The 18160-nt window shown below is 58.2% G+C and carries 15 protein-coding genes; 10 read left to right on the plus strand and 5 right to left on the minus strand.

What is annotated here, in order from left to right:
* Positions 1-34: 34 nt before the first annotated feature.
* The gene (locus AB6729_RS12515) at positions 35-244 is read right to left on the minus strand and encodes a hypothetical protein (RefSeq protein WP_371081955.1); all 210 of its coding nucleotides are present in this window, start codon (positions 242-244) and stop codon (positions 35-37) included.
* Between the two features lie 483 nt (positions 245-727).
* On the opposite strand from AB6729_RS12515, the gene rpoD reads away from it, so the two are divergent.
* A complete protein-coding gene (gene rpoD, locus AB6729_RS12520) occupies positions 728-2422 on the plus strand; it encodes an RNA polymerase sigma factor RpoD (protein ID WP_371081956.1) in 1695 nt (564 codons plus the stop codon).
* A gap of 192 nt (positions 2423-2614) precedes the next feature.
* Positions 2615-3598, plus strand: a complete 984-nt coding sequence (locus AB6729_RS12525; RefSeq protein ID WP_371081957.1) for an alpha/beta fold hydrolase — start codon at positions 2615-2617, stop codon at positions 3596-3598.
* A 124-nt stretch (positions 3599-3722) separates the two neighbouring features.
* Here the strand turns inward: AB6729_RS12525 and AB6729_RS12530 are convergent, their stop codons facing one another.
* On the minus strand, positions 3723-5366 hold the full coding sequence (locus AB6729_RS12530; RefSeq protein ID WP_371081958.1) for an AsmA family protein: 1644 nt from the start codon (positions 5364-5366) through the stop codon (positions 3723-3725).
* Between the two features lie 519 nt (positions 5367-5885).
* Between AB6729_RS12530 and AB6729_RS12535 the strand changes: the two genes are divergently transcribed.
* The 7 genes from AB6729_RS12535 (at position 5886) to AB6729_RS12565 (ending at position 15083) form a co-directional block, all read left to right on the plus strand.
* Entirely contained in the window at positions 5886-6686 is an 801-nt protein-coding gene (locus tag AB6729_RS12535; RefSeq protein WP_371081959.1) for a DUF4097 domain-containing protein, read from the plus strand.
* A gap of 68 nt (positions 6687-6754) precedes the next feature.
* Positions 6755-7744 carry an amidohydrolase family protein gene (locus AB6729_RS12540; protein ID WP_371081960.1) on the plus strand — a complete coding sequence of 330 codons (990 nt, stop codon included), beginning with the start codon at positions 6755-6757 and terminating at the stop codon, positions 7742-7744.
* A 7-nt stretch (positions 7745-7751) separates the two neighbouring features.
* Positions 7752-8342 (plus strand): 2OG-Fe(II) oxygenase, encoded by a 591-nt coding sequence (locus tag AB6729_RS12545; RefSeq protein ID WP_371081961.1) that lies wholly within the window; start codon positions 7752-7754, stop codon positions 8340-8342.
* 26 nt (positions 8343-8368) lie between these two features.
* Positions 8369-9253 carry a Dyp-type peroxidase gene (locus AB6729_RS12550; RefSeq protein WP_371081962.1) on the plus strand — a complete coding sequence of 295 codons (885 nt, stop codon included), beginning with the start codon at positions 8369-8371 and terminating at the stop codon, positions 9251-9253.
* 60 nt (positions 9254-9313) lie between these two features.
* Positions 9314-10183, plus strand: coding sequence for a sugar phosphate isomerase/epimerase family protein (locus AB6729_RS12555; protein ID WP_371081963.1), 870 nt, complete (start codon positions 9314-9316; stop codon positions 10181-10183).
* A 341-nt stretch (positions 10184-10524) separates the two neighbouring features.
* Positions 10525-14076, plus strand: coding sequence for a carboxypeptidase regulatory-like domain-containing protein (locus AB6729_RS12560; protein WP_371081964.1), 3552 nt, complete (start codon positions 10525-10527; stop codon positions 14074-14076).
* Between the two features lie 152 nt (positions 14077-14228).
* On the plus strand, positions 14229-15083 hold the full coding sequence (locus AB6729_RS12565; RefSeq protein WP_371081965.1) for a DUF4097 domain-containing protein: 855 nt from the start codon (positions 14229-14231) through the stop codon (positions 15081-15083).
* On the opposite strand, the gene AB6729_RS12570 is transcribed toward AB6729_RS12565, so the two are convergent.
* The 3 genes from AB6729_RS12570 to rnc all read right to left on the minus strand — a co-directional run bounded on the left by AB6729_RS12570 (position 15036) and on the right by rnc (position 16950).
* Complete coding sequence (locus AB6729_RS12570; RefSeq protein WP_371081966.1) at positions 15036-15368, minus strand: class I SAM-dependent methyltransferase; 333 nt, start codon at positions 15366-15368, stop codon at positions 15036-15038. The two genes, AB6729_RS12565 and AB6729_RS12570, sit on opposite strands and share 48 nt — an antisense overlap.
* Before the next feature lie 65 nt (positions 15369-15433).
* Complete coding sequence (gene lepB, locus AB6729_RS12575; protein WP_371081967.1) at positions 15434-16126, minus strand: signal peptidase I; 693 nt, start codon at positions 16124-16126, stop codon at positions 15434-15436.
* A complete protein-coding gene (rnc, locus tag AB6729_RS12580) occupies positions 16123-16950 on the minus strand; it encodes a ribonuclease III (RefSeq protein WP_371081968.1) in 828 nt (275 codons plus the stop codon). The genes lepB and rnc overlap by 4 nt, the downstream gene beginning before the upstream one ends.
* A gap of 147 nt (positions 16951-17097) precedes the next feature.
* Between rnc and AB6729_RS12585 the strand changes: the two genes are divergently transcribed.
* Positions 17098-18045, plus strand: a complete 948-nt coding sequence (locus AB6729_RS12585) for a hypothetical protein (protein ID WP_371081969.1) — start codon at positions 17098-17100, stop codon at positions 18043-18045.
* Positions 18046-18160: the final 115 nt, after the last annotated feature.

Raw genomic sequence — 18160 nt, forward strand, 5'->3', positions numbered from 1 at the left:
AGAGAGGGCCTTGTGCGATGGGTTTGAGGGCGACTTACGCTGCCGCGGCGGGAACGAAGCCGTCGCAACCGCTGATGGGTGTCACCTTCAGGTGCAGGCTGGCGTGCTTCGGATGGCCGCACTCATCTACGAGGACGACATCTGCCTTGTGGCTGGTGAGAATGCTGACCAGGGCGCTGCTCTTGCTGTGGTGTTCGCCAAAGTGCGTACAGAGACCACACTGACCGTCATGAACTGATTGCATAGGACACCTCCAGGAACTTTGTTCATTGGAGCCGGGGCAGCGCCCTCACGTTGCCTCGGCATTCCAATGACGACCACCATAACCATGCGGGAAAGTCCTGTAAATTGCGACGTTTTCAGTCGTGTATGGGAATGGGCATGACGACGGTGGCGGGCAATGGAATTGCACTGGTTCTGATGCAATCGTGTTTTGGCGACATGGTCCGCAGGTTGGAAGACAGGTAGATTTCTTCGGGCGTATACTTCTGCGTCTTTTTTCTCTTTCCTGCGTCTAAAAGAATGTGCTACTCTGTGCTTCGCTGGAGAAGTGCGCCTTTGTGGTCCAGTCCTTACACGGCTGTCAACCTTGCGCCTGCGGTCTTTGATACCGCGCCCCATACTTCTCTGCTCATGCACACCGCAACCATCAAGGGAGTCGTGTCTGCGCCTGCAACCTGGCGCGTCGGCTTCCGTGCACAATTTTCGGGACTGGACGGAAAACACCGTGGCTGAAGAAATCGACAACTATCAGGAAGACGTAGACCGGATGATCGACACCGGTAAGGAAAAGGGCTACCTCACATACGGTGAGGTCAATGACCTGATCCCCGAAGGCATCACCTCTGCCGACGATCTGGACGACCTGCTGACCACCATCAATACGCAGGGCATCGACGTCCTTAACGGCGAGGATAAGTACGAGGGCCGTGACAAATACGGCGAAGAATCAGAAGAAAACGAAGACGTTGAGCTGGATCTGACACCGGGTCAGCTTGAAAAGACGAACGACCCCGTGCGCATGTACCTGCGCGAAATGGGCACTGTGCCGCTGCTCACCCGCGAAGGCGAAGTTGAAATCGCCAAGCGTATTGAGCGCGGACAGATGCGCGTGATGAAGGCTATCTCGCGTTCGTCCATTGTCATTCGCGAAATCATCGCGCTGGGCGAAGACCTGAAGCGCGGCGTCCGCAACGTGAAGGAAGTGGTTACCTTCGACGAGGACGAACTGACGGAAGACGTTCTGGCAGCACGCGTGAAGGCGACCGCCAAGCGCATCGACAACCTGGTGAAGCACCAGAACGCTGCGGAAGAAGCCACCGCTACGCTGGAATCCGGCAAGGCCAAGAGCCAGAAGGAACAGCGCAAACTGCGTTGGGCCGCCGGCCGCGAGCGCGTGAAGGTCAGCCGCATTGTCCGTGAACTGAAGTACACCAACGGCGAAAAGAAGCGCCTGCTGGACAAGGTGAACAAGACCGTCGACGGCATGCGGACGCTGGAGCGCCAGATCAAGAGTCTGGACACCAAGTTCGAAGCCAGCAAGTCCGAAGAGCTGAAGAAGGAATACAAGCGTCAGCAGAAGAACTGCCGCCACGACCTGGACCGCCTGGAAGCCGAAGCGGGTATCACCGTGGACAGCCTCAAGCGCACGCAGCGTGAGATGGTGCAGGGCGACATGGATGCGGAGCGCGCGAAGCGTGAACTGATCGAGGCGAACCTTCGTCTCGTGGTCTCCATCGCGAAGAAGTACACCAACCGCGGCCTGCAGTTCCTTGACCTGATTCAGGAAGGCAACATTGGCCTGATGAAGGCCGTGGACAAGTTCGAGTACCGCCGCGGTTACAAGTTCTCCACGTATGCAACGTGGTGGATCCGTCAGGCGATTACGCGCGCCATCGCCGATCAGGCCCGCACCATCCGTATCCCGGTGCACATGATCGAAACGATTAACAAGCTCATCCGCACCAGCCGTCAGCTTGTGCAGGAGCTTGGCCGCGAAGCGTCCTCGGAAGAGATCGCAAAGCGTATGGATATCCCTGTCGCGAAGGTCCGCAAGGTCCTGAAGATTGCGCAGGAACCCATCTCGCTGGAAACGCCCATCGGTGAAGAAGAAGATTCGCATCTTGGCGACTTCATCGAAGACCGCATGGCCGTATCGCCTTCCGATGCTGTCATCAGCGTCAACCTGAAGGAGTACACCAGCCAGGTCCTCCGCACGCTGACGCCGCGCGAAGAGCGCGTCATCAAGATGCGTTTTGGACTGGAAGACGGCAGCGAACACACGCTGGAAGAAGTAGGACAGAGCTTCCAGGTAACGCGCGAGCGCATCCGCCAGATAGAGGCAAAGGCACTCCGCAAGCTCCGCCACCCCAGCCGCAGCCGCAAGCTGAAGGCATTCGTTGACGGAGTGAAGGAATACTAAGTAGATACAGCATCAAAAGGCCCCGCGAAAGCGGGGCCTTTTGCTTTTAAGCGCATTCAGGACATTTCAATTCAATGGAACGGCGTTTAACGGGACCGATCCAACCTACTTAAGCAGACCAGTACAGATGTTAGTTCAGGCAATAGCGTAAGGTTTCACTGAGGAATGTTTATGAGGAAATTCCAGCTTCTTATGGCCGCCATGATCGTGCTGTCCACGCGCGTTTTAGAAGCTCAACAACCGGCCATGACCCCGGTCAAAGATGTCTCTCACGCGACACGATTTATAGCGGTTGAGAAAGACGTGCTGCTCGAGGTCATCGATTGGGGTGGTAGTGGGCGACCGCTTGTGTTTCTCGCCGGGCTCGGGAATACAGCACATGTTTTTGAAATGTTTGCGCCGAGATTTACAGCGACTAACCACGTATACGGAATCACCAGGCGCGGGTTTGGCGCGTCAAGCGCTCCCGTCCCAGCGGATGGCGTTTACTCGGCCGACCGCTTAGGAGATGACGTGCTCGCTGTGATTGCCTCTCTCAATCTTGATAGACCGGTACTTGTCGGCCATTCCATAGCGGGGGAGGAGTTGAGTTCCATTGGAAGCCGCCACCCTGAAAGAATCGCTGGGTTGATTTATCTCGATGCCGGGTACGCCTACGCGTACTATCCCCGAGATCGGGGAGATCTTCAGATCGACGCGAATGATCTCGAGAGATCGTTGAACAGGCTTTATCAAGGCGGACCGGTGGGACGCAAGCCCTTGGTGGATGCGCTGCTAAAGGTCGGCTTACCGCAGCTTGAAAGAGATCTACAGGCAGAGCAGAAGGCGCTGAAATCCTTCCCGGACCGGCCGAGAATCGCTAGGGATGACATCGAGTCTATAGAGGGGGCGATTTTTCAAGGCGAGCAAAAGTACACCGAGATCCGCTCTCCTACGCTGGCCTTTTTCGCTGTGCCTCATCATTATCCTGGACTGGAGAACGAAGAACCCATCGCAGTAGCCGCTGTTAAAGCGCGGGACCTTGCCGACAGTTCAGCGCAAGCAAAGGCGTTTGAAGAGGGAATTCCTGGCGCCCGCGTCATCCGTCTTCCAAACGCGGATCATTACGTCTTTCGCTCCAACGAGGTGGATGTAGAGCGCGAAATGCTTGCCTTTCTGAAGGCTTTGCCCCAATGAGAGCTTTCGACCCGGCACGTTCCCCACCACCGATGGGACTGTGGATGTAGACACCGGTTCCTAGCTTTGTTCCCGTGGATACCACGGGTATCGCAAAGTCGGCATGTGTGAAGTTGCGCGACGGTTATCGGTGGAAGAGGCCGCTGAGGGCTTTGCCAATGGAGTTGGTTTGCGTGTTCTTTTGTTGCGTTACGGCTCCGCCGATGAGCTTGCTCATGTCGGGCGTGAAGATGGGATTCGCCGTGGTCCCGCTGATGGTGACGGGAATGCCATTGGCGGTGGTTTGGCTTACGGTGGAGCCGAAGGCGCCGGGAAGCAGGCTCATGGCCTGGGTTGCCAGCCCGCCTACACCGCTGGAAGATAGCTTAATCAGCAAGCGATAGTTCAGCGCATTGCTGGGACTGATGCTGCCGCTGCCGGTGGCCGATCCCAGGCCGGGTACGACGGCGACAAGATTATTGGTCTGGATACCGTCGGAGGCGTAGCGCAGGTTGGTGCTCAGGGTCTGGATGGTGGTGTTTGAGCCGGTCTTCGCCCCGGTGAAGGACTGAATGCTGGAGAGTTTCTGGCCAAGGTCAAAGCCGGCGAGCTGGGTGTTGGCCACCTGCACGGGGCCTGTGATGACAAGCGCGTTGGCCGGTCCGCTGATATTGAGCGCAGTGGTCAACGTGCCACCCTGCAGCTTCGAGCCGGAGGGCAACTGGATGCCGAGCGAAGGCAGAAATGCAACAAGCTGGTCGATCGGCATGTTCCTGCCATCGACGTGGGACTCCGTCGACATGACGTTGCCACGCGTCTGGTAAGTCCCGGTGAGCGCGAGTGCCGCCTTGCCGATCTGCAGGTTGGCGCTGGTGATGGTGCCGGAGAGCGATTGCAGGTTCTGCAGGAGGGAGAACTTCAGATCGACCGGCTGAGAAGAGGGTGTGCCGTTGGCAGCCAGCTTCAGTTGCGTCACGTGAAGGGTGCCATCCGCCTGCGCGGTCTGGCCGTTGGAGACGATCTTGCTATCGAGGTCGGCAATGCCAGCGATTCCCTGGCTGGGTTCGACGAAGCCGGCGGAGACAAGATCGGCATGCTTCAGTGCAATCTGTGCGGTGAGCGGCGTAAGCGAGGCGTCATGCTGGTTGAGTGGGCCAGCGTTGCCGCTCACGTCGAGGCTTCCTCCGGCAGGCAGCTTACCGCCGAGCGTGAAGGGGAACGACTTGCTGAAGGAGAAGTCCTGCGCATGAAGGTTGAGGTCGGTGTAGACGTGCGGCTGGCGCTGCTGCGGCAAGGTACCCACGGTGACGGTTCCGTTGACGATGTCGATTTTGTTGACGGTCAGGTTCGGGATCAGATCGTTGGTGTCCTGCGAGGTCTTGGCCTTTCCTTCGCCGCCGATGCTGGAGTAGTTCCATGTACCGTTCTCAGCGCGGATGAGCGTGATCTTCGGATCGTCAATGGTGAAGCCCTGAATATGGATTTCCCGATGCAGCAGCAACGGCATGACCGCAACGCCGATGCGAACATCTTTTGCGGAGAGGAAGGGTTGATTGCTGAAGGCGGTGTCGTCGGCAATGGTGGGAGACTCGGCGACGAGATTACCGGAGAAGAGCGAAAAATCAAGATGCCCCAGCTGCACGGTGCGTCCCAGCGCGTCGGAGAGCGCCTTCTCGATGCGATTGCGGTAGGTGTCTGCGTCCAGCAGATGACTGATCGCGAAGACCCCAACCAATACAAGGACAATAACGGCTGCGAGAATCATCCAACCACGCTTGATTTGTGCCATACGATCTCCGTACCGGTCTTGACCGGCTGGACTTAAACAATACAAGACGAGGCCGGATAGAAGTTTAGATGCAGGGAAAGGTCATGAAGTGCTTTGCCTGGATCGATCCATTGGAACGGCATCTTAACGAGATTGAGGGCATCCTCCACGAAAAGGCGCAGGGTACTGGGCCTATGGAGAAGAGGGGGCAGTATCGATCGAATCGACGTGGACTGATGAACAAAGAATGCAGGAAGCACAAACTGCCATCGTGACTTAACCACCATCCTGCAAACCCACATCTCGAAAAGCCGAGATGTGGGGCACCCGACTAAATTCGGTCGCTGTGGGAGTGATGGCATTTCGTATATCTACGAATAACCTTGGCTTAGTAACGACAGAGTCGCATTGTCGATAGTATTCCGCGTTTCGACGGGCCACGGCTCCCCCTGTCCACAGAGCTTGAAGAGAAGAATTTCGCAAAAAGAACGAACCGCGGCAGTATTTCCTGCGTATTGCCCATCAGAGGATTTCCCGGCCATGCGCATTGTTTCTTTCGCGGTCCTTACCGTCGCCCTCATCACTTCTGTTGCCACACACGCTCAGTCCGGCAAAACGTGGGACAAAGCGTACCCTGTCAGCGGTCGCGTTGACCTGAGCGTGACCACTGGCGAGGGCAGCATCCACACCACAGCCTGCGGCACCTGCAGGTCCGTCACCATCCACGTGGATGCCCATGACCAGGACCTGAAGGACTACAAGCTGGAAGAGAGCAGCAGCGGCAACCAGATTTCCTTCTCGCTGAAACGCCGCGATGAGTTCGGGTGGCATAGCAACCACGGGCGTTCGCCTGAGGTGATTGTGCAGACACCTGCAGACAGTGATGTCACGCTGAAATCCGGTAGCGGCAGCACCGAGCTCGCGGGTGTGAATGGCAATATCAACATCACCGCCGGTAGCGGTGGCGTGCATGTGATGGAAAGCGCGGGACGCCTGCGTGGCACCGTAGGCAGCGGCGGCTTTACCGCAGACGGTGGGTTTAGCCAGTTCCACATCCACTCTGGCAGCGGCGGCGTTTCGGTTCGTCTGCGCCCGGGGCAACAGATTGACGGCGATTCGACCCTTGAGGCGGGCAGCGGCAGCGTACGTCTGGCTGTGCCACGCGATCTGCACGCAAACGTGGACGCCACCGCAGGCAGCGGCAGTTTCCATAGCGAGCTCCCCATGATGACCAGTGGCGACATGGGGCGCGGACACGGAGTCCATGGCACCATGAACGGCGGTGGGCCGCAGCTTCGCATTCGCACCGGCAGCGGCAGCACCCGCATCGACGCTCTCTAAACCAATCCAAACCAAGCAACAACCATGCGCGTTCGATTCTTCAGAGTCGGACGCGCATCTGAGTCTCTATGAAGATCATCGCGATTGAAGAACACTTCCTCACCGCAGAGATCCGCGCTGCGTGGGCGGCTTCTGCCATCGGAACAGAAGGCACATCCGCGTTTGATCGTGGTGAGGTCGAAGCGCGTCTCGACGACCTGGGCGAAGGCCGCATTGTGCTGATGGACGAGAGCGGTGTTGACGTGCAGGTGCTCTCCGTCACAACACCCGCGCTGCACAACCTGGATGTGGAAGTCAGCGTGCCGCTCGCACGGCACACGAATGACCTGCTCGCCGCGGCGATTGCAAAATATCCTGATCGCTTTCAGGGTTTCGCAACGCTCCCCACTGCCGCACCAGACGAAGCCGCGCTTGAGTTAGAGCGAGCCGTTCAAGAACTCGGCTTCCACGGTGCGATGTTGTGCGGACGCACGCGCGACAGGAACCTCGATCATCCCGACTTTCTGCCGATGTTTGGCATGGCAGAGAAGCTGGGCGTGCCCATGTACATCCATCCGCAGATTCCGCAGCAGACTGTGCGCAACACGCTGTACGGCGGCTTCAATGACATGACCGATATCGCCTTTGCTACCTTCGGCCTCGGCTGGCATTACGAAGCTGGCATTCAATTCGTGCGCATGATTCTGGCAGGCATCTTCGACAAACATCCGCAACTGCAGATGATCCTTGGCCACTGGGGCGAAGTCGTCCTCTTCTACACAGAACGGTTGAAGAACCTGAGCCGCGTGCAAACATTGCAGCGTCCGGTGCTGGACGTGATGCGAGAGAACCTGTACGTCACACCCAGCGGCATGTGGAACGAACTCTACTTCCGCCACGCTGTCGACGTGGTGGGCATTGACCGCGTGCTGTTCTCCGCCGACTATCCCTATCAGTACCGCCCCGGCGGAGCGCCAAGGCAATTTCTGGAACAGCTATCGATCAGCACAGAAGACAAAGCAAAGATCGCTTACGGCAATTGGGAGCGTCTGACGTCGTCCCATGCACGTGCGCGATAATGTCGCCATGCCGCAAGCGCCTCATCTCGTCGTGCCGAACTTCCTTTCCGCGGAAGACCACAGCAATCTCCTGCGCTGGACTCTCGAAAACGAGTCATCATTCGTAGCGGCGCGCGTGCATACCGGTGTGGATGACAAACTGCGTCGCGCACTGGTGATGCAGGACGTTGGCCCTTTCAAAATGCCGCTGGCCAAAGCTGCCAGCAGTCAGTACCGCGACTGGCTGACGCAGATGAACCTGCCGCCCTTCGATGTCTCCGGCATGGAACTGGAGCTGGCCGCGCACAATGACGGCGCACATTTCACGCGACACACCGATACGCAGACAGTCATGGGGCAGGGTTCGCATCGGGCGTTGAGCGCCGTGTACTACTTTCATCGCGAACCGAAGAATTTTAGCGGCGGCCAACTGCGCCTGTTCTCCGCGAATGACGATACCTACACGGACATTGAACCCACACAAAACACGCTGGCGATCTTTCCCTCGTTTGTGCCGCACCAGGTCATGCCCATTGCATGCCCGTCACAGGACTTCGCCGACTCGCGTTTCGCCATCAACTGCTGGCTGCATGTACGCACACGCGCTGCAACAGTTTGATCGTATCGACAACCTATAATTCGCGCATGTACACACCACAGGCTGGCATCTTTGCCCTTGGCACTTCTTCGCACGCGTATCTGGAATTTGACCTGCTGGACACGCAGCACCACGCTGCATTCGCATCGAAGATCGCGGCTATTCGCGAACCACGCACCACCACCGGTGGCGTGAACTTTGTCATCGGCATTCGTCCAGAGCTATGGCGCACGCTGATGCCCGGTGACATGCCCGCAGACGTTCACGGCTTCAACGAAGACCTGCGCGGCGTGGAGAACTTCATCATGCCTGCAACACAACATGATGCGCTGGTATGGCTTTCCGGCAGCGCGTATGACGTGTTGTTTGATATGGCGCGCACTGTAGTCAACGACTTCGCCGATGTCGCCAAGCTCTCAGAAGAAACTGCAAGCTGGCCCTACCGTCACGACCGCGACCTTACCGGATTCATTGACGGTTCAGAGAACCCATCGCTGCTGGAAGCACCCGCCGATGCATTGATTGCAGGGGGCCAGCCCGGCGCCGCAGGTTCCGTGTTGTTGCTGCAGAAGTGGCAGCACAACACCGCTGCATGGGAAGCGCTGCCCGTGCATCAGCAGGAACTAACCATGGGCCGCACCAAGGCAGACAGTACCGAGCTGGAAGACAAGCCGGAATACTCGCATGTGGCGCGCACGGATCAGGACACCTTCGGCAACATCTTCCGCCGCAACATGCCTTATGGCGGCGTGCAGAAGCACGGCACCATGTTCGTTGGATTCAGCGCAGAACAGCAGCGCCTGCAAAAGATGCTGGAAAGTATGGCCGGCCTGGTCAACGGCACACGCGATGCGCTTACCCGTTATACGGCTCCCATCACGGGCTCGTATTACTTCGTACCCTCTGTGGAGAGTCTTGCGAAGTTAGGTTAAGCACGCCCCACCCTGAGTTCGATATGCTGATCGCAGTTTTCACAGTGGAGATGTAAGCCCATGGCCATGACACGACGCACCTTCCTCCAGCTTGCCGCTGCTGCCACCGCCGTGGCTGCAACACCTGCAAGCTTTGCAAATCCACTGGGCCTGCCCATTGGCTGTCAGACGTACCCCGTACGCAAGACCATTAACACCGATTTCGAAGGCACCATGAAGGGTCTGCACGCAGCGGGCTTCACGGCAATCGAACTCTGCTCGCCCTATGGTTACTCTGACTTCTCCAGCCTGCAGAAGTACAAGCCAAAGGAACTGAGTGACCTGCTGAAGAGCTGGGGCCTGACCTGCATCTCAGCGCACTGGGGGCCAAACGAACTGTTCCAGAAGACCGACGAAAGCATCGCCTATGCGAAGGAATTTGGCATGACGCAGATGGCCGTAGCCGCGCTCGGGCCCTTCAATAGCAAAGGCACTGAAACACTTGACGATGTGAAGCGCTACGTGGAACCCTTCAACGCGTTCGCAGAGAAGGCACACGCCGCAGGCATCACCGCACTGCTGCATAACGAAGGCTTTGTCTCCAAGACGATTGAAGGCAAGCGCGTGTACGACGTGATGATCGCCGAACTCGATCCCACGAACGTCAAGCTGCAGTTCCAGGTTTCCACCCAGCAGGAAGGCTTCGATGCCGTGGAGTACTTCCACAAGTATCCGGGGCGCTATCTTTCCATGCACTGCCAGGACTGGGTGAAGGACCCATCCACCAAGAGCGGCTTCCGCCAGGTTCCCATTGGACAGGGTGTTGTGGACTGGAAGTCTGTTTTCGCAGCAGCAAAGGTGGGCGGCGTGAAGAACTACTTTGTCGAACTGGAAGAAGATCCTGCGCTGATGCCGCCCAGCGTTCCATTTCTGAAGAAGCTGAACGTGTAAGTAACCTACAGAACTTAGCTTCAACAGAAAACGCGGCCTTCGGGCTGCGTTTTTTGTTGTTCCCTTTCATCCCTCTCTCGATAGAGAGGGATGGTTTTGAGACGTCTTTATTCCATATCTCATAGACACCTGTGTGCGATTTCCAATGGAACGGAGAACGAAACGTTTCGACGCATCTCCTCCGATTCTTGACTGAAAAATCACAGGTTCCCTCCACATTTCGTGCTTGCTCAATGGTCCGACCAATGCCTAGAATTGGCCGCTTCAAAAAAGTGGTCCTACCTCGCGGTGAAAGCAGAGGCCACACAAAACAGATGTTGAGCCCTTTCGGAGGACATATCGTGACACCCATCCAATTCCCATCGCGCATGCGAAAAGGTCTGGCGCAGAACGCCGTACGCCTGATGCTGCTCGCAGGCGCAACCGCTCCCGTAATGCTCCCAGGCATGATGATGGCGCAGGCAGTGAACGGATCACTGCTGGGCACCGTGCAGGACAAGACCGGCGCAGCCGTTCCCAACGCCAAGGTCACCATCACGGAAAAAGCCACCAACATTGCCCACGAAGCAACCACCAACAGCAGCGGCAACTACAGCTTCCAGAACCTGTCTCCTGGCACGTACTCCGTCAACGTGCAGATGCAGGGCTTCCAGAGCGAAATCCATCCCAGCGTCGACGTGCTGGTGAACAACACCACCCGCTCTGACTTCGATCTGAATCCCGGCAACGTGACCGAGACCATTGAAGTCACTGACTCCGCACCGATGATGCAATCTGATCGCGCTGACGTCTCCACAAAGATTGAGCAGCAGAGCGTCGAATCGCTGCCCATGGGCGTCAACCGCAACTTCCAGTCGCTGCTGAACCTGGTCCCGGGCACAACACCTGCAACATTCCAGCACTCGCAGTTCTTTAATGCCGGTTCCACTCTGCAGACACAAGTCAACGGCCTCCCGCGTATGGGCAATGCCTACAACATCGAAGGCATTGACGATGACATGCGCACGGGCCTGTTGCAGATCCTCATCCCGCCCGCTGATGCTATCGCTTCTGTGGAAGCCTCGACTAACAACTTCCAGGTGGAACTGGGCCGTGCCATCGGTGCTGTCACCAACGTCACCCTGAAGTCAGGCGCCAACAGGTTCCACGGCAGCGCATCGGAGTATCTGCAGAATAGCTATTTCAATGCTCGCTCCTACTTCGCTGCGGCTCCTGGCAAGGTCACCTACAACTACTTCGGCGGCAACATCAGCGGTCCCATCATCAAGGACAAGCTGTTCTTCTACGCAGACTACTTCCGCACCGCCGATCACGAGCGTACCTCGAACACGCTGACCATTCCGTTTCCCAAGTACTACACGGATAACGGCAGCGGCTTTATTGACCTCAGCGACTTTTACTCCACCACCACCGATTCCAGCGGCAACACGATCATCAACGGCACAATCTACGATCCCGCGACGGGTGACCCATCAACCGGTAACGGTCGCACAGCGTTCGCAGGAAACAAAATTCCGATCAGCCGTGTGAATCCTACCTCGCTGAAGCTTCTTCAAGCGCTACCCAAGCCTAATCAGAATCTGGGGAACCTGCAGAATCCCACCAACAACTACTTTGTGAACTCGCCGTTCTTTAAGGACGCCAACACCTACGACGGCAAGATCGACTACCAGATATCACCAAAAGACCACCTCAGCTTGCGGTACAGCCAGCAGATTTACTCGCTGTTCCAGGCGCCATCGTTCAACAGTTTCCTTGGCGGTCCCGGTAACGGCGGAGGCTTCGCCGGCACGGGCCACCAGAATGCCTACTCCACGGGTCTGAACTTCGATCATGCCTTCTCGTCCACCCTTCTCACAGAGGTTCGTTTCGGCGTGGCTCATTACCGCAACACCTCGCAGCCGACTGACTACAACACCACGGACGCCACCAATGCTGGCGCTCCCGGCGTGAACGTCGATCCCCTCACGGGTGGCCAGATCGGCATCAATATCGGCACGTTCTCCTCTGGCCCATTCATCGGCTACTCGCCCTCCATGCCCTGGATCCGCGCAGAAGCCAACATCGACTTCGTCAACAACTGGACCAAGATCACCGGCAATCACACCTTCCGCTTCGGTGTGGACATCCGCCGTGTGCGTGATGAACTCCTTCAAGGGCAGACCTTCAGCCCCCGCGGCGTCGTCACCTTCGGCCAGAACCAGACCTTCACGAACGCACCAACGTCCGGAAAGGTTCAATACAGAACAAACGGAGCCAATGACATGGCTTCCTTCCTGCTGGACGTTCCCAGCGGCGTCGGTCGCGATCTGTTCACGTACTTCCCGGCCTTCCGCCAGTGGTGGTACTTCGGCTTCGCGGGTGACAAATGGCAGGTCACAAAGAATCTGACACTTGACCTCGGCGTCCGCTGGGAGTTCTATCAGCCTGCCACACCGGCAAAGACCGGCGGCTTCTCCGCCTATGACCCGGGCACCAACCAACTCCGCGTCGCCGGCGTAGGTGCCAATTCAATGACCCTTGGGTACAAGGCGCAGTTGAATTACTGGGCCCCCCGTACAGGCTTTGCCTATCGCGCAAATGACAAGATGGTTATCCGCGGCGGCGTCGGCATGGCGTACATGCCCTATGCGGATAACACCTGGCTCTATAACTATCCTGTCCGTGCGAATAACTCCTACGGCACCTGCAGCACCGCTTACGTGACGGCGCAGTACACCTGTGCAGGAAACATCTATCAGCAGCCAGTAACTTTCCAATCCGGCTTCCCTGCGCCTGTTCCGGTTGTCGTACCTAGCTCCGGCATCTACCAGATCGATCCATCCAACCCAACTCTCAACAACCAGACGTACATCTATATCCCGAAGGACTACCACAACCCGTACGTGTATTCGTACAACCTGGCGGTGCAGCAGGCATTGCCTGGAAACTTCTCGCTCTCGATTGCGTACGTTGGCAACCACGGCGTCCGCATCGGTGCCGCCAATAACATCAACCTGCCCGACCGTCTGAACTGCGGTACTGCCTGCAATCCGCTGCAGATCAAGTTCCAGCACTCTGCTGGCGTCACGCAGCAGTTCATTGGCTTCTCCAGCAATTACAGTTCGCTGCAGACCACGCTCAGCCGTCGCTTTACCAACGGCCTTGCCACCAACAGCTCCTATACCTGGGGTAAGGGCCTCGGCTACCAGAGCGGTGACGACGGTGGTGTCCTCTTCTTCCAGGACCTTCGCCGCAACTATGCCCGCAATGACTTCGACCGCACCAGCAGCTTCTCGCAGTCCGTCACCTATGAACTCCCACTCGGCAAGGGTAAGAAGTGGGTCAACACAGGCTTCCTCTCTCAGGCCATCGGTGGTTGGAAGCTCTCGGGCATTGTCCTCCTCTATACAGGCACGCCATTCAACGTAACCGCCAGTGGCGCAACCATCAATACCGGCGGCTGGACCCAGAACGCGAATCTTGTTGCTCCGTTCAAGAAGACAAAAGGCATCGGCGCCAACGCGTATTGGTTTGACCCGAACTCGTTCGCGCAGCCTGCCGGTTGCACGGGCTACGCCACCGCAACGCCTACCTCCGCCACCTGCCCAATCATCAACGGCACCACGGTTGGCAACCTTGGCCGCAATGCCTTTACCGGTCCTGGCCTCTTCCAGAACAACGCTTCCATCTTCAAGACCTTTGGTCTGCCTATGGAAGGCACCACCTTGGATATCCGCATGGATGTCTTCCAGCTAACCAACACACCGCAGTTCTCCAACCCGGGAACCGGTTTCAACCTGTCGCCCAGCAGCAACTTCGGTCGCGTGACCGGCACCACCGGCTCCGGCTCTGGTGTGAACGGCACGGGTGGTGGACGCTCACTCCAACTGGCTGCGATCTTCAAGTTCTAACGAAGTCGCACAAAACAAACCGTCTCAGCGGCCATCCTTCGGGGTGGCCGCTTTTTCTTTCCGGGGGATATATCGAAAATCTGCACGAGGGGTGCAGAATCAGTGAACGGAATGCTGCTCCGTTGCGTAAGAGAAGGAACAAGGAGAGTTTTATGCGATCGATCACCCTGGCGCTGCTTCTATCGGGATCGTTCCTGGTCACGGCCTCTGCCCAATCGACCTGGGACAAGAGTTACACCGTGAACGGAAAACCCATGCTGCAGGTGCAGGTTGACGACGCATCCGTGCGTGTGCGCTCCTGCGGCGGCTGTCGCACGGTCAGCGTTCAGGTGGACTACCGCAACAGTGATCCTACGATGTGGTCCATCGCCGAACTGCAGGGTGGCAACGGCATCAACTTCTCCATGAAACATAAGGAGATGTCGCGTCACTTCTTCGGCGGCTGGCACGGCCACTCGCCGGAAATAACCATCGTGACGCCCACGGAAACAGACCTGAACCTGCGCAGCGGCGACGGCGCACTCACCCTTGCTGGCCTTCATGGCAGCGTGGATGCACATACTGGTGACGGCGCCATCTCTGCCGATGATCTCGTAGGCGCGATGCGGCTCACAACGGGCGATGGCAGCATTACGCTGCGCCGTGGCGAAGGCTCACTGTACGCCACCACCGGCGACGGCTCCATGAACCTGGAGGGTCGCCTGAACCAGTTTGAAGCGCGCAGCGGCGACGGCGGTGTGACGCTGCGCCTGATGCCGGGCTCCACACTGGGTTCTGCCTCGTCCGTAACGACGGGTGACGGCAGCATCTCGATCAACCTGCCGCGTGATCTGCGCGCCGAAGTGGAAGCCAACACCGGCGATGGCCGGATCAGCTCCTCGCTGCCGTTCTTTACGACGACCAGCAGCGGTCGCGGCAACTCGCATGTGCGCGGGACGATGAACGGCGGCGGCCCCACGCTACGCATCCATTCCGGCGACGGCAGTATCTCGTTGTCCGCTTCTTAGACATAGCGTGCGGTGACTTTCAGTGATGGCGCGTTCGCGTGCCTGCTCCAGCAGATTCGGCGCGTCCACGCCGGTCACGATGCATCCAACGCGTGCCAGGGGAATGGCAACGTTGCCCGTTCCTGTCGCGATATCCAGCACCTTTGCGCCTGCGGGAATGTTCAGGCTGCGCGCAAATTCCTCGGCCCCGGCAGAGATGGTTCTGGCGATCACGCCGAAGTCGCCTGCCATCCACGTTGTGCGCATGCCCTGCTTGAGCTGATCGATGTTCGGGGTCGTTGCCATGGAAATGCCTCCACGAACCTGCTGACCATTCCAGTCAGGCAGTGCAGCAATGTCAAGGAAGATATTTAATGGACAATTCTGCCGATGCGATCGAAGCGCAGATGACCGCGCGGATGTTCCGGTGTGGGAGCGGTGCTCAGGTAGATGAGAAAGGGATCGCCCACCAGCGAGCGCCTTGGCACCATGCCCCAGAAACGGCTGTCCTGGCTGTTATTGCGGTTATCTCCCATGGCGAAGTAGCGGCCCGGTGGTATCGGCAGGTCTCCTGCGCGCATCCGCTGCCGCAGTTCAATCCACCATGTGGCTTCGGCAGCCGGGTCGGCGCGTTGCAGATTCGGAAACTCATCGCGATACGGCGAACGGCCGGACGGCGTATAGAGCGCGAACGGCTCTTTGAGCGGTTGGCCGTTGAGCACCACCTGGCCCTCGTGGAGATGGACACGATCTCCCGGCACAGCGATGACACGCTTCACCAGCAGTTGCGATGGGTCGATGGGGTAATGAAAGACGATGACGTCATCGCGCCGCGGATCGCGATACGGCATGAGCCAACGGAAATGACCGGGATCCGCATAGACCTGCTTGTTGACGAGCACGAAATCGCCGACGAGCAACGTAGGAATCATGGAGCCCGTGGGAATCTGCGAGGGCTGCACCACGAACGTGATGACGAACAGTGCCACGACCGTAAGCCGCGCCAGCGAGGAGGCCACCTGGCCGATCGCATCGGCAACGAAATTGGCCGCCCGGCGCATCATGCGATGGCGATCACTCCGTCCGCCGCAATCTCCGGGTTCAGCAGGTCGTACGCAATGTGGGCTGCGGCCTGCTGCGCCGCCTTCTTACTGCCGCCTTCGCCTTCGCCCATCACGCGGTCGCCCAGCAGAACTTCCACGCGGAAGCGCTTGTTGTGCGCGTCGCCGGTCTCCTCCAGCGTGCGATACGTTGGCTGCCCCTCGCCACGCGCCTGCAGCAACTCCTGTAATGCGGACTTCCAGTCGCCTACGATGCCGCCAAAACGCGCACCTTGCGATGCCGCCATTTTCAGCTCCACCAGACGCGGTTTGAAGATTTCGCGTTCCACAAACGATTTCGCCGCACGCAATCCGCCGCCCGGAGCGGAGCCGGCGTTGCCCGCATCGCGAAAGATAGCCGCAACAATGGCTTCCACGGCATCCGCCAGCACGCTGGAACGGGTGCGTCCGCCGGTGGATTCCTCGCCGCGTCCCAGATGAAGGTCGCGGCCAATGCCCAGCCGCACCGCCGCCTCGCTCATGCTCTTGCCGCTGACCAGCATGGCGCGCATACGGGTCAGATCGCCTTCGCGGCGGTCGGGAAAGTGCTGAATCAGCAGCTCCGTAACGATGAGGCCGACCACGGCATCGCCCAGAAACTCAAGCTGCTCATTGTCTTCCGTGGTGCGGTTGGGTGTGCCATCGCCTTTTTCAAAGGCCAGCGAACTATGCGTCAGCGCCAGACGCAGCAGATGTGGATTACGAAACTGGTAGCGCAGACGGCCTTCCAGCGACTCCACGGATTCCGCTGACTGCATTTTTTCCGCTGCTTTCGAACGCTTCGCCATCACCTGCTATGGTAGCTGCTTTGGCTCTGCTGCCATCTACAAACGCGGAATTCCATGCTCATTCGCGTTACCATAAAGTGTCAGGCAAAAGCAGCAAATTCGCGGCGAACCGGACGGTCCGCGCACACAGGAAAACACAGGAACGAAATGGCAATCGCTTTGAACACGAAGTTGGCAGAGGGTGTACAGAAGGCCGCGGCTGAAGCCGGGCTGGCAGTGGTGAACGGGCAGGAATCCGCCGGATTCAACGGCATTCCTACGGAGAAGTACACGCTGGCGCTGGTTTCCGCGCCGGAGGGCCATACCTTCACCCTGGAATTGAGCGCAGGCTTTGATATCACTGCCACAAACATTGCGCAGCCGGTGCATGCGTACCTGGCCGAGTCGGCAAAGCGCCTCACCAACCCGCGTCCGGATGTTTTCGTAACGCTGGGCGGTCTGCCTGTTTCGTTCACGAACTGGCAGTGGCCCTTCCACCTTTCCATCAGCGGCGCGGACACCTACGTGGTGCATGGCGGCGCCACGCTGGAAGATGGCAAGACGTCTGCTGACCAGTATTTGAAGGCAAAGGTTAGCGCCAGCATGACCGTCACTTTTGCGGAAGTGGTCGCAGCGCCGGAACAGCCCTTTGCGGAGGGCTTTATCTACAACGCCGTGCGCAAGATTCTGGACCAGGGCCAGATGGAACTGACCAAGAGCGGCGGCAATCGCCAGGTGGTTCCGGTGACCACGCGTTATTACTCGGCCAAGCAGGGCAAGTTCATTTTCAATGACACCACCGCGCAGCAGCGCGCGGACTACCTGCTGAGCAAAATCTACTGGCTGAGCGGCGTGCTGGGCGGCGGCGCTCCGGTCTGGATTGCCGACCCGCGCGACGCGCAGTACCTGAACACGACCGTGGAAGAACTGAAGAAGACCGCCGAATCGCTCGCCGGTGAAGGCATCCTGAAGCTGGATCCGAAGTTTGAATACGCCTCCAGCACCGAGCCGCTGATGGCGCACCACGCCGAATACGAGCACCACCTGCAGGAGGCGCTGGACTTCACCCGCCCCACCTTCAACGAAGAGATGCGCTCCGGCCACACCAACATGTAAGGCCACAGCGACGCAAACAAACCATGCCGGATGCAGCCGATAACGCTGCATCCGGCATTTGCATTTTCTTTGAACTCCAAAAGTAGCTAAAATAGCTACAAACGTGGAGAAGATT

Origin of the sequence: Terriglobus sp. RCC_193 (assembly GCF_041355105.1) — a bacterium.
Lineage (GTDB): Bacteria > Acidobacteriota > Terriglobia > Terriglobales > Acidobacteriaceae > Terriglobus.

Excerpts from the sequence above, each read along its gene's own strand:
- AB6729_RS12515 (WP_371081955.1), bottom strand. The coding sequence starts at position 244 with ATGCAATCAGTTCATGACGGTCAGTGTGGTCTCTGTACGCACTTTGGC.
- AB6729_RS12525 (WP_371081957.1), top strand. The coding sequence starts at position 2,615 with ATGGCCGCCATGATCGTGCTGTCCACGCGCGTTTTAGAAGCTCAACAA.
- AB6729_RS12530 (WP_371081958.1), bottom strand. The coding sequence starts at position 5,366 with ATGGCACAAATCAAGCGTGGTTGGATGATTCTCGCAGCCGTTATTGTC.
- AB6729_RS12535 (WP_371081959.1), top strand. The coding sequence starts at position 5,886 with ATGCGCATTGTTTCTTTCGCGGTCCTTACCGTCGCCCTCATCACTTCT.
- AB6729_RS12540 (WP_371081960.1), top strand. The coding sequence starts at position 6,755 with ATGAAGATCATCGCGATTGAAGAACACTTCCTCACCGCAGAGATCCGC.
- AB6729_RS12545 (WP_371081961.1), top strand. The coding sequence starts at position 7,752 with ATGCCGCAAGCGCCTCATCTCGTCGTGCCGAACTTCCTTTCCGCGGAA.
- AB6729_RS12550 (WP_371081962.1), top strand. The coding sequence starts at position 8,369 with ATGTACACACCACAGGCTGGCATCTTTGCCCTTGGCACTTCTTCGCAC.
- AB6729_RS12555 (WP_371081963.1), top strand. The coding sequence starts at position 9,314 with ATGGCCATGACACGACGCACCTTCCTCCAGCTTGCCGCTGCTGCCACC.
- AB6729_RS12565 (WP_371081965.1), top strand. The coding sequence starts at position 14,229 with ATGCGATCGATCACCCTGGCGCTGCTTCTATCGGGATCGTTCCTGGTC.
- AB6729_RS12570 (WP_371081966.1), bottom strand. The coding sequence starts at position 15,368 with ATGGCAACGACCCCGAACATCGATCAGCTCAAGCAGGGCATGCGCACA.
- lepB (WP_371081967.1), bottom strand. The coding sequence starts at position 16,126 with ATGATGCGCCGGGCGGCCAATTTCGTTGCCGATGCGATCGGCCAGGTG.
- rnc (WP_371081968.1), bottom strand. The coding sequence starts at position 16,950 with ATGGCGAAGCGTTCGAAAGCAGCGGAAAAAATGCAGTCAGCGGAATCC.
- AB6729_RS12585 (WP_371081969.1), top strand. The coding sequence starts at position 17,098 with ATGGCAATCGCTTTGAACACGAAGTTGGCAGAGGGTGTACAGAAGGCC.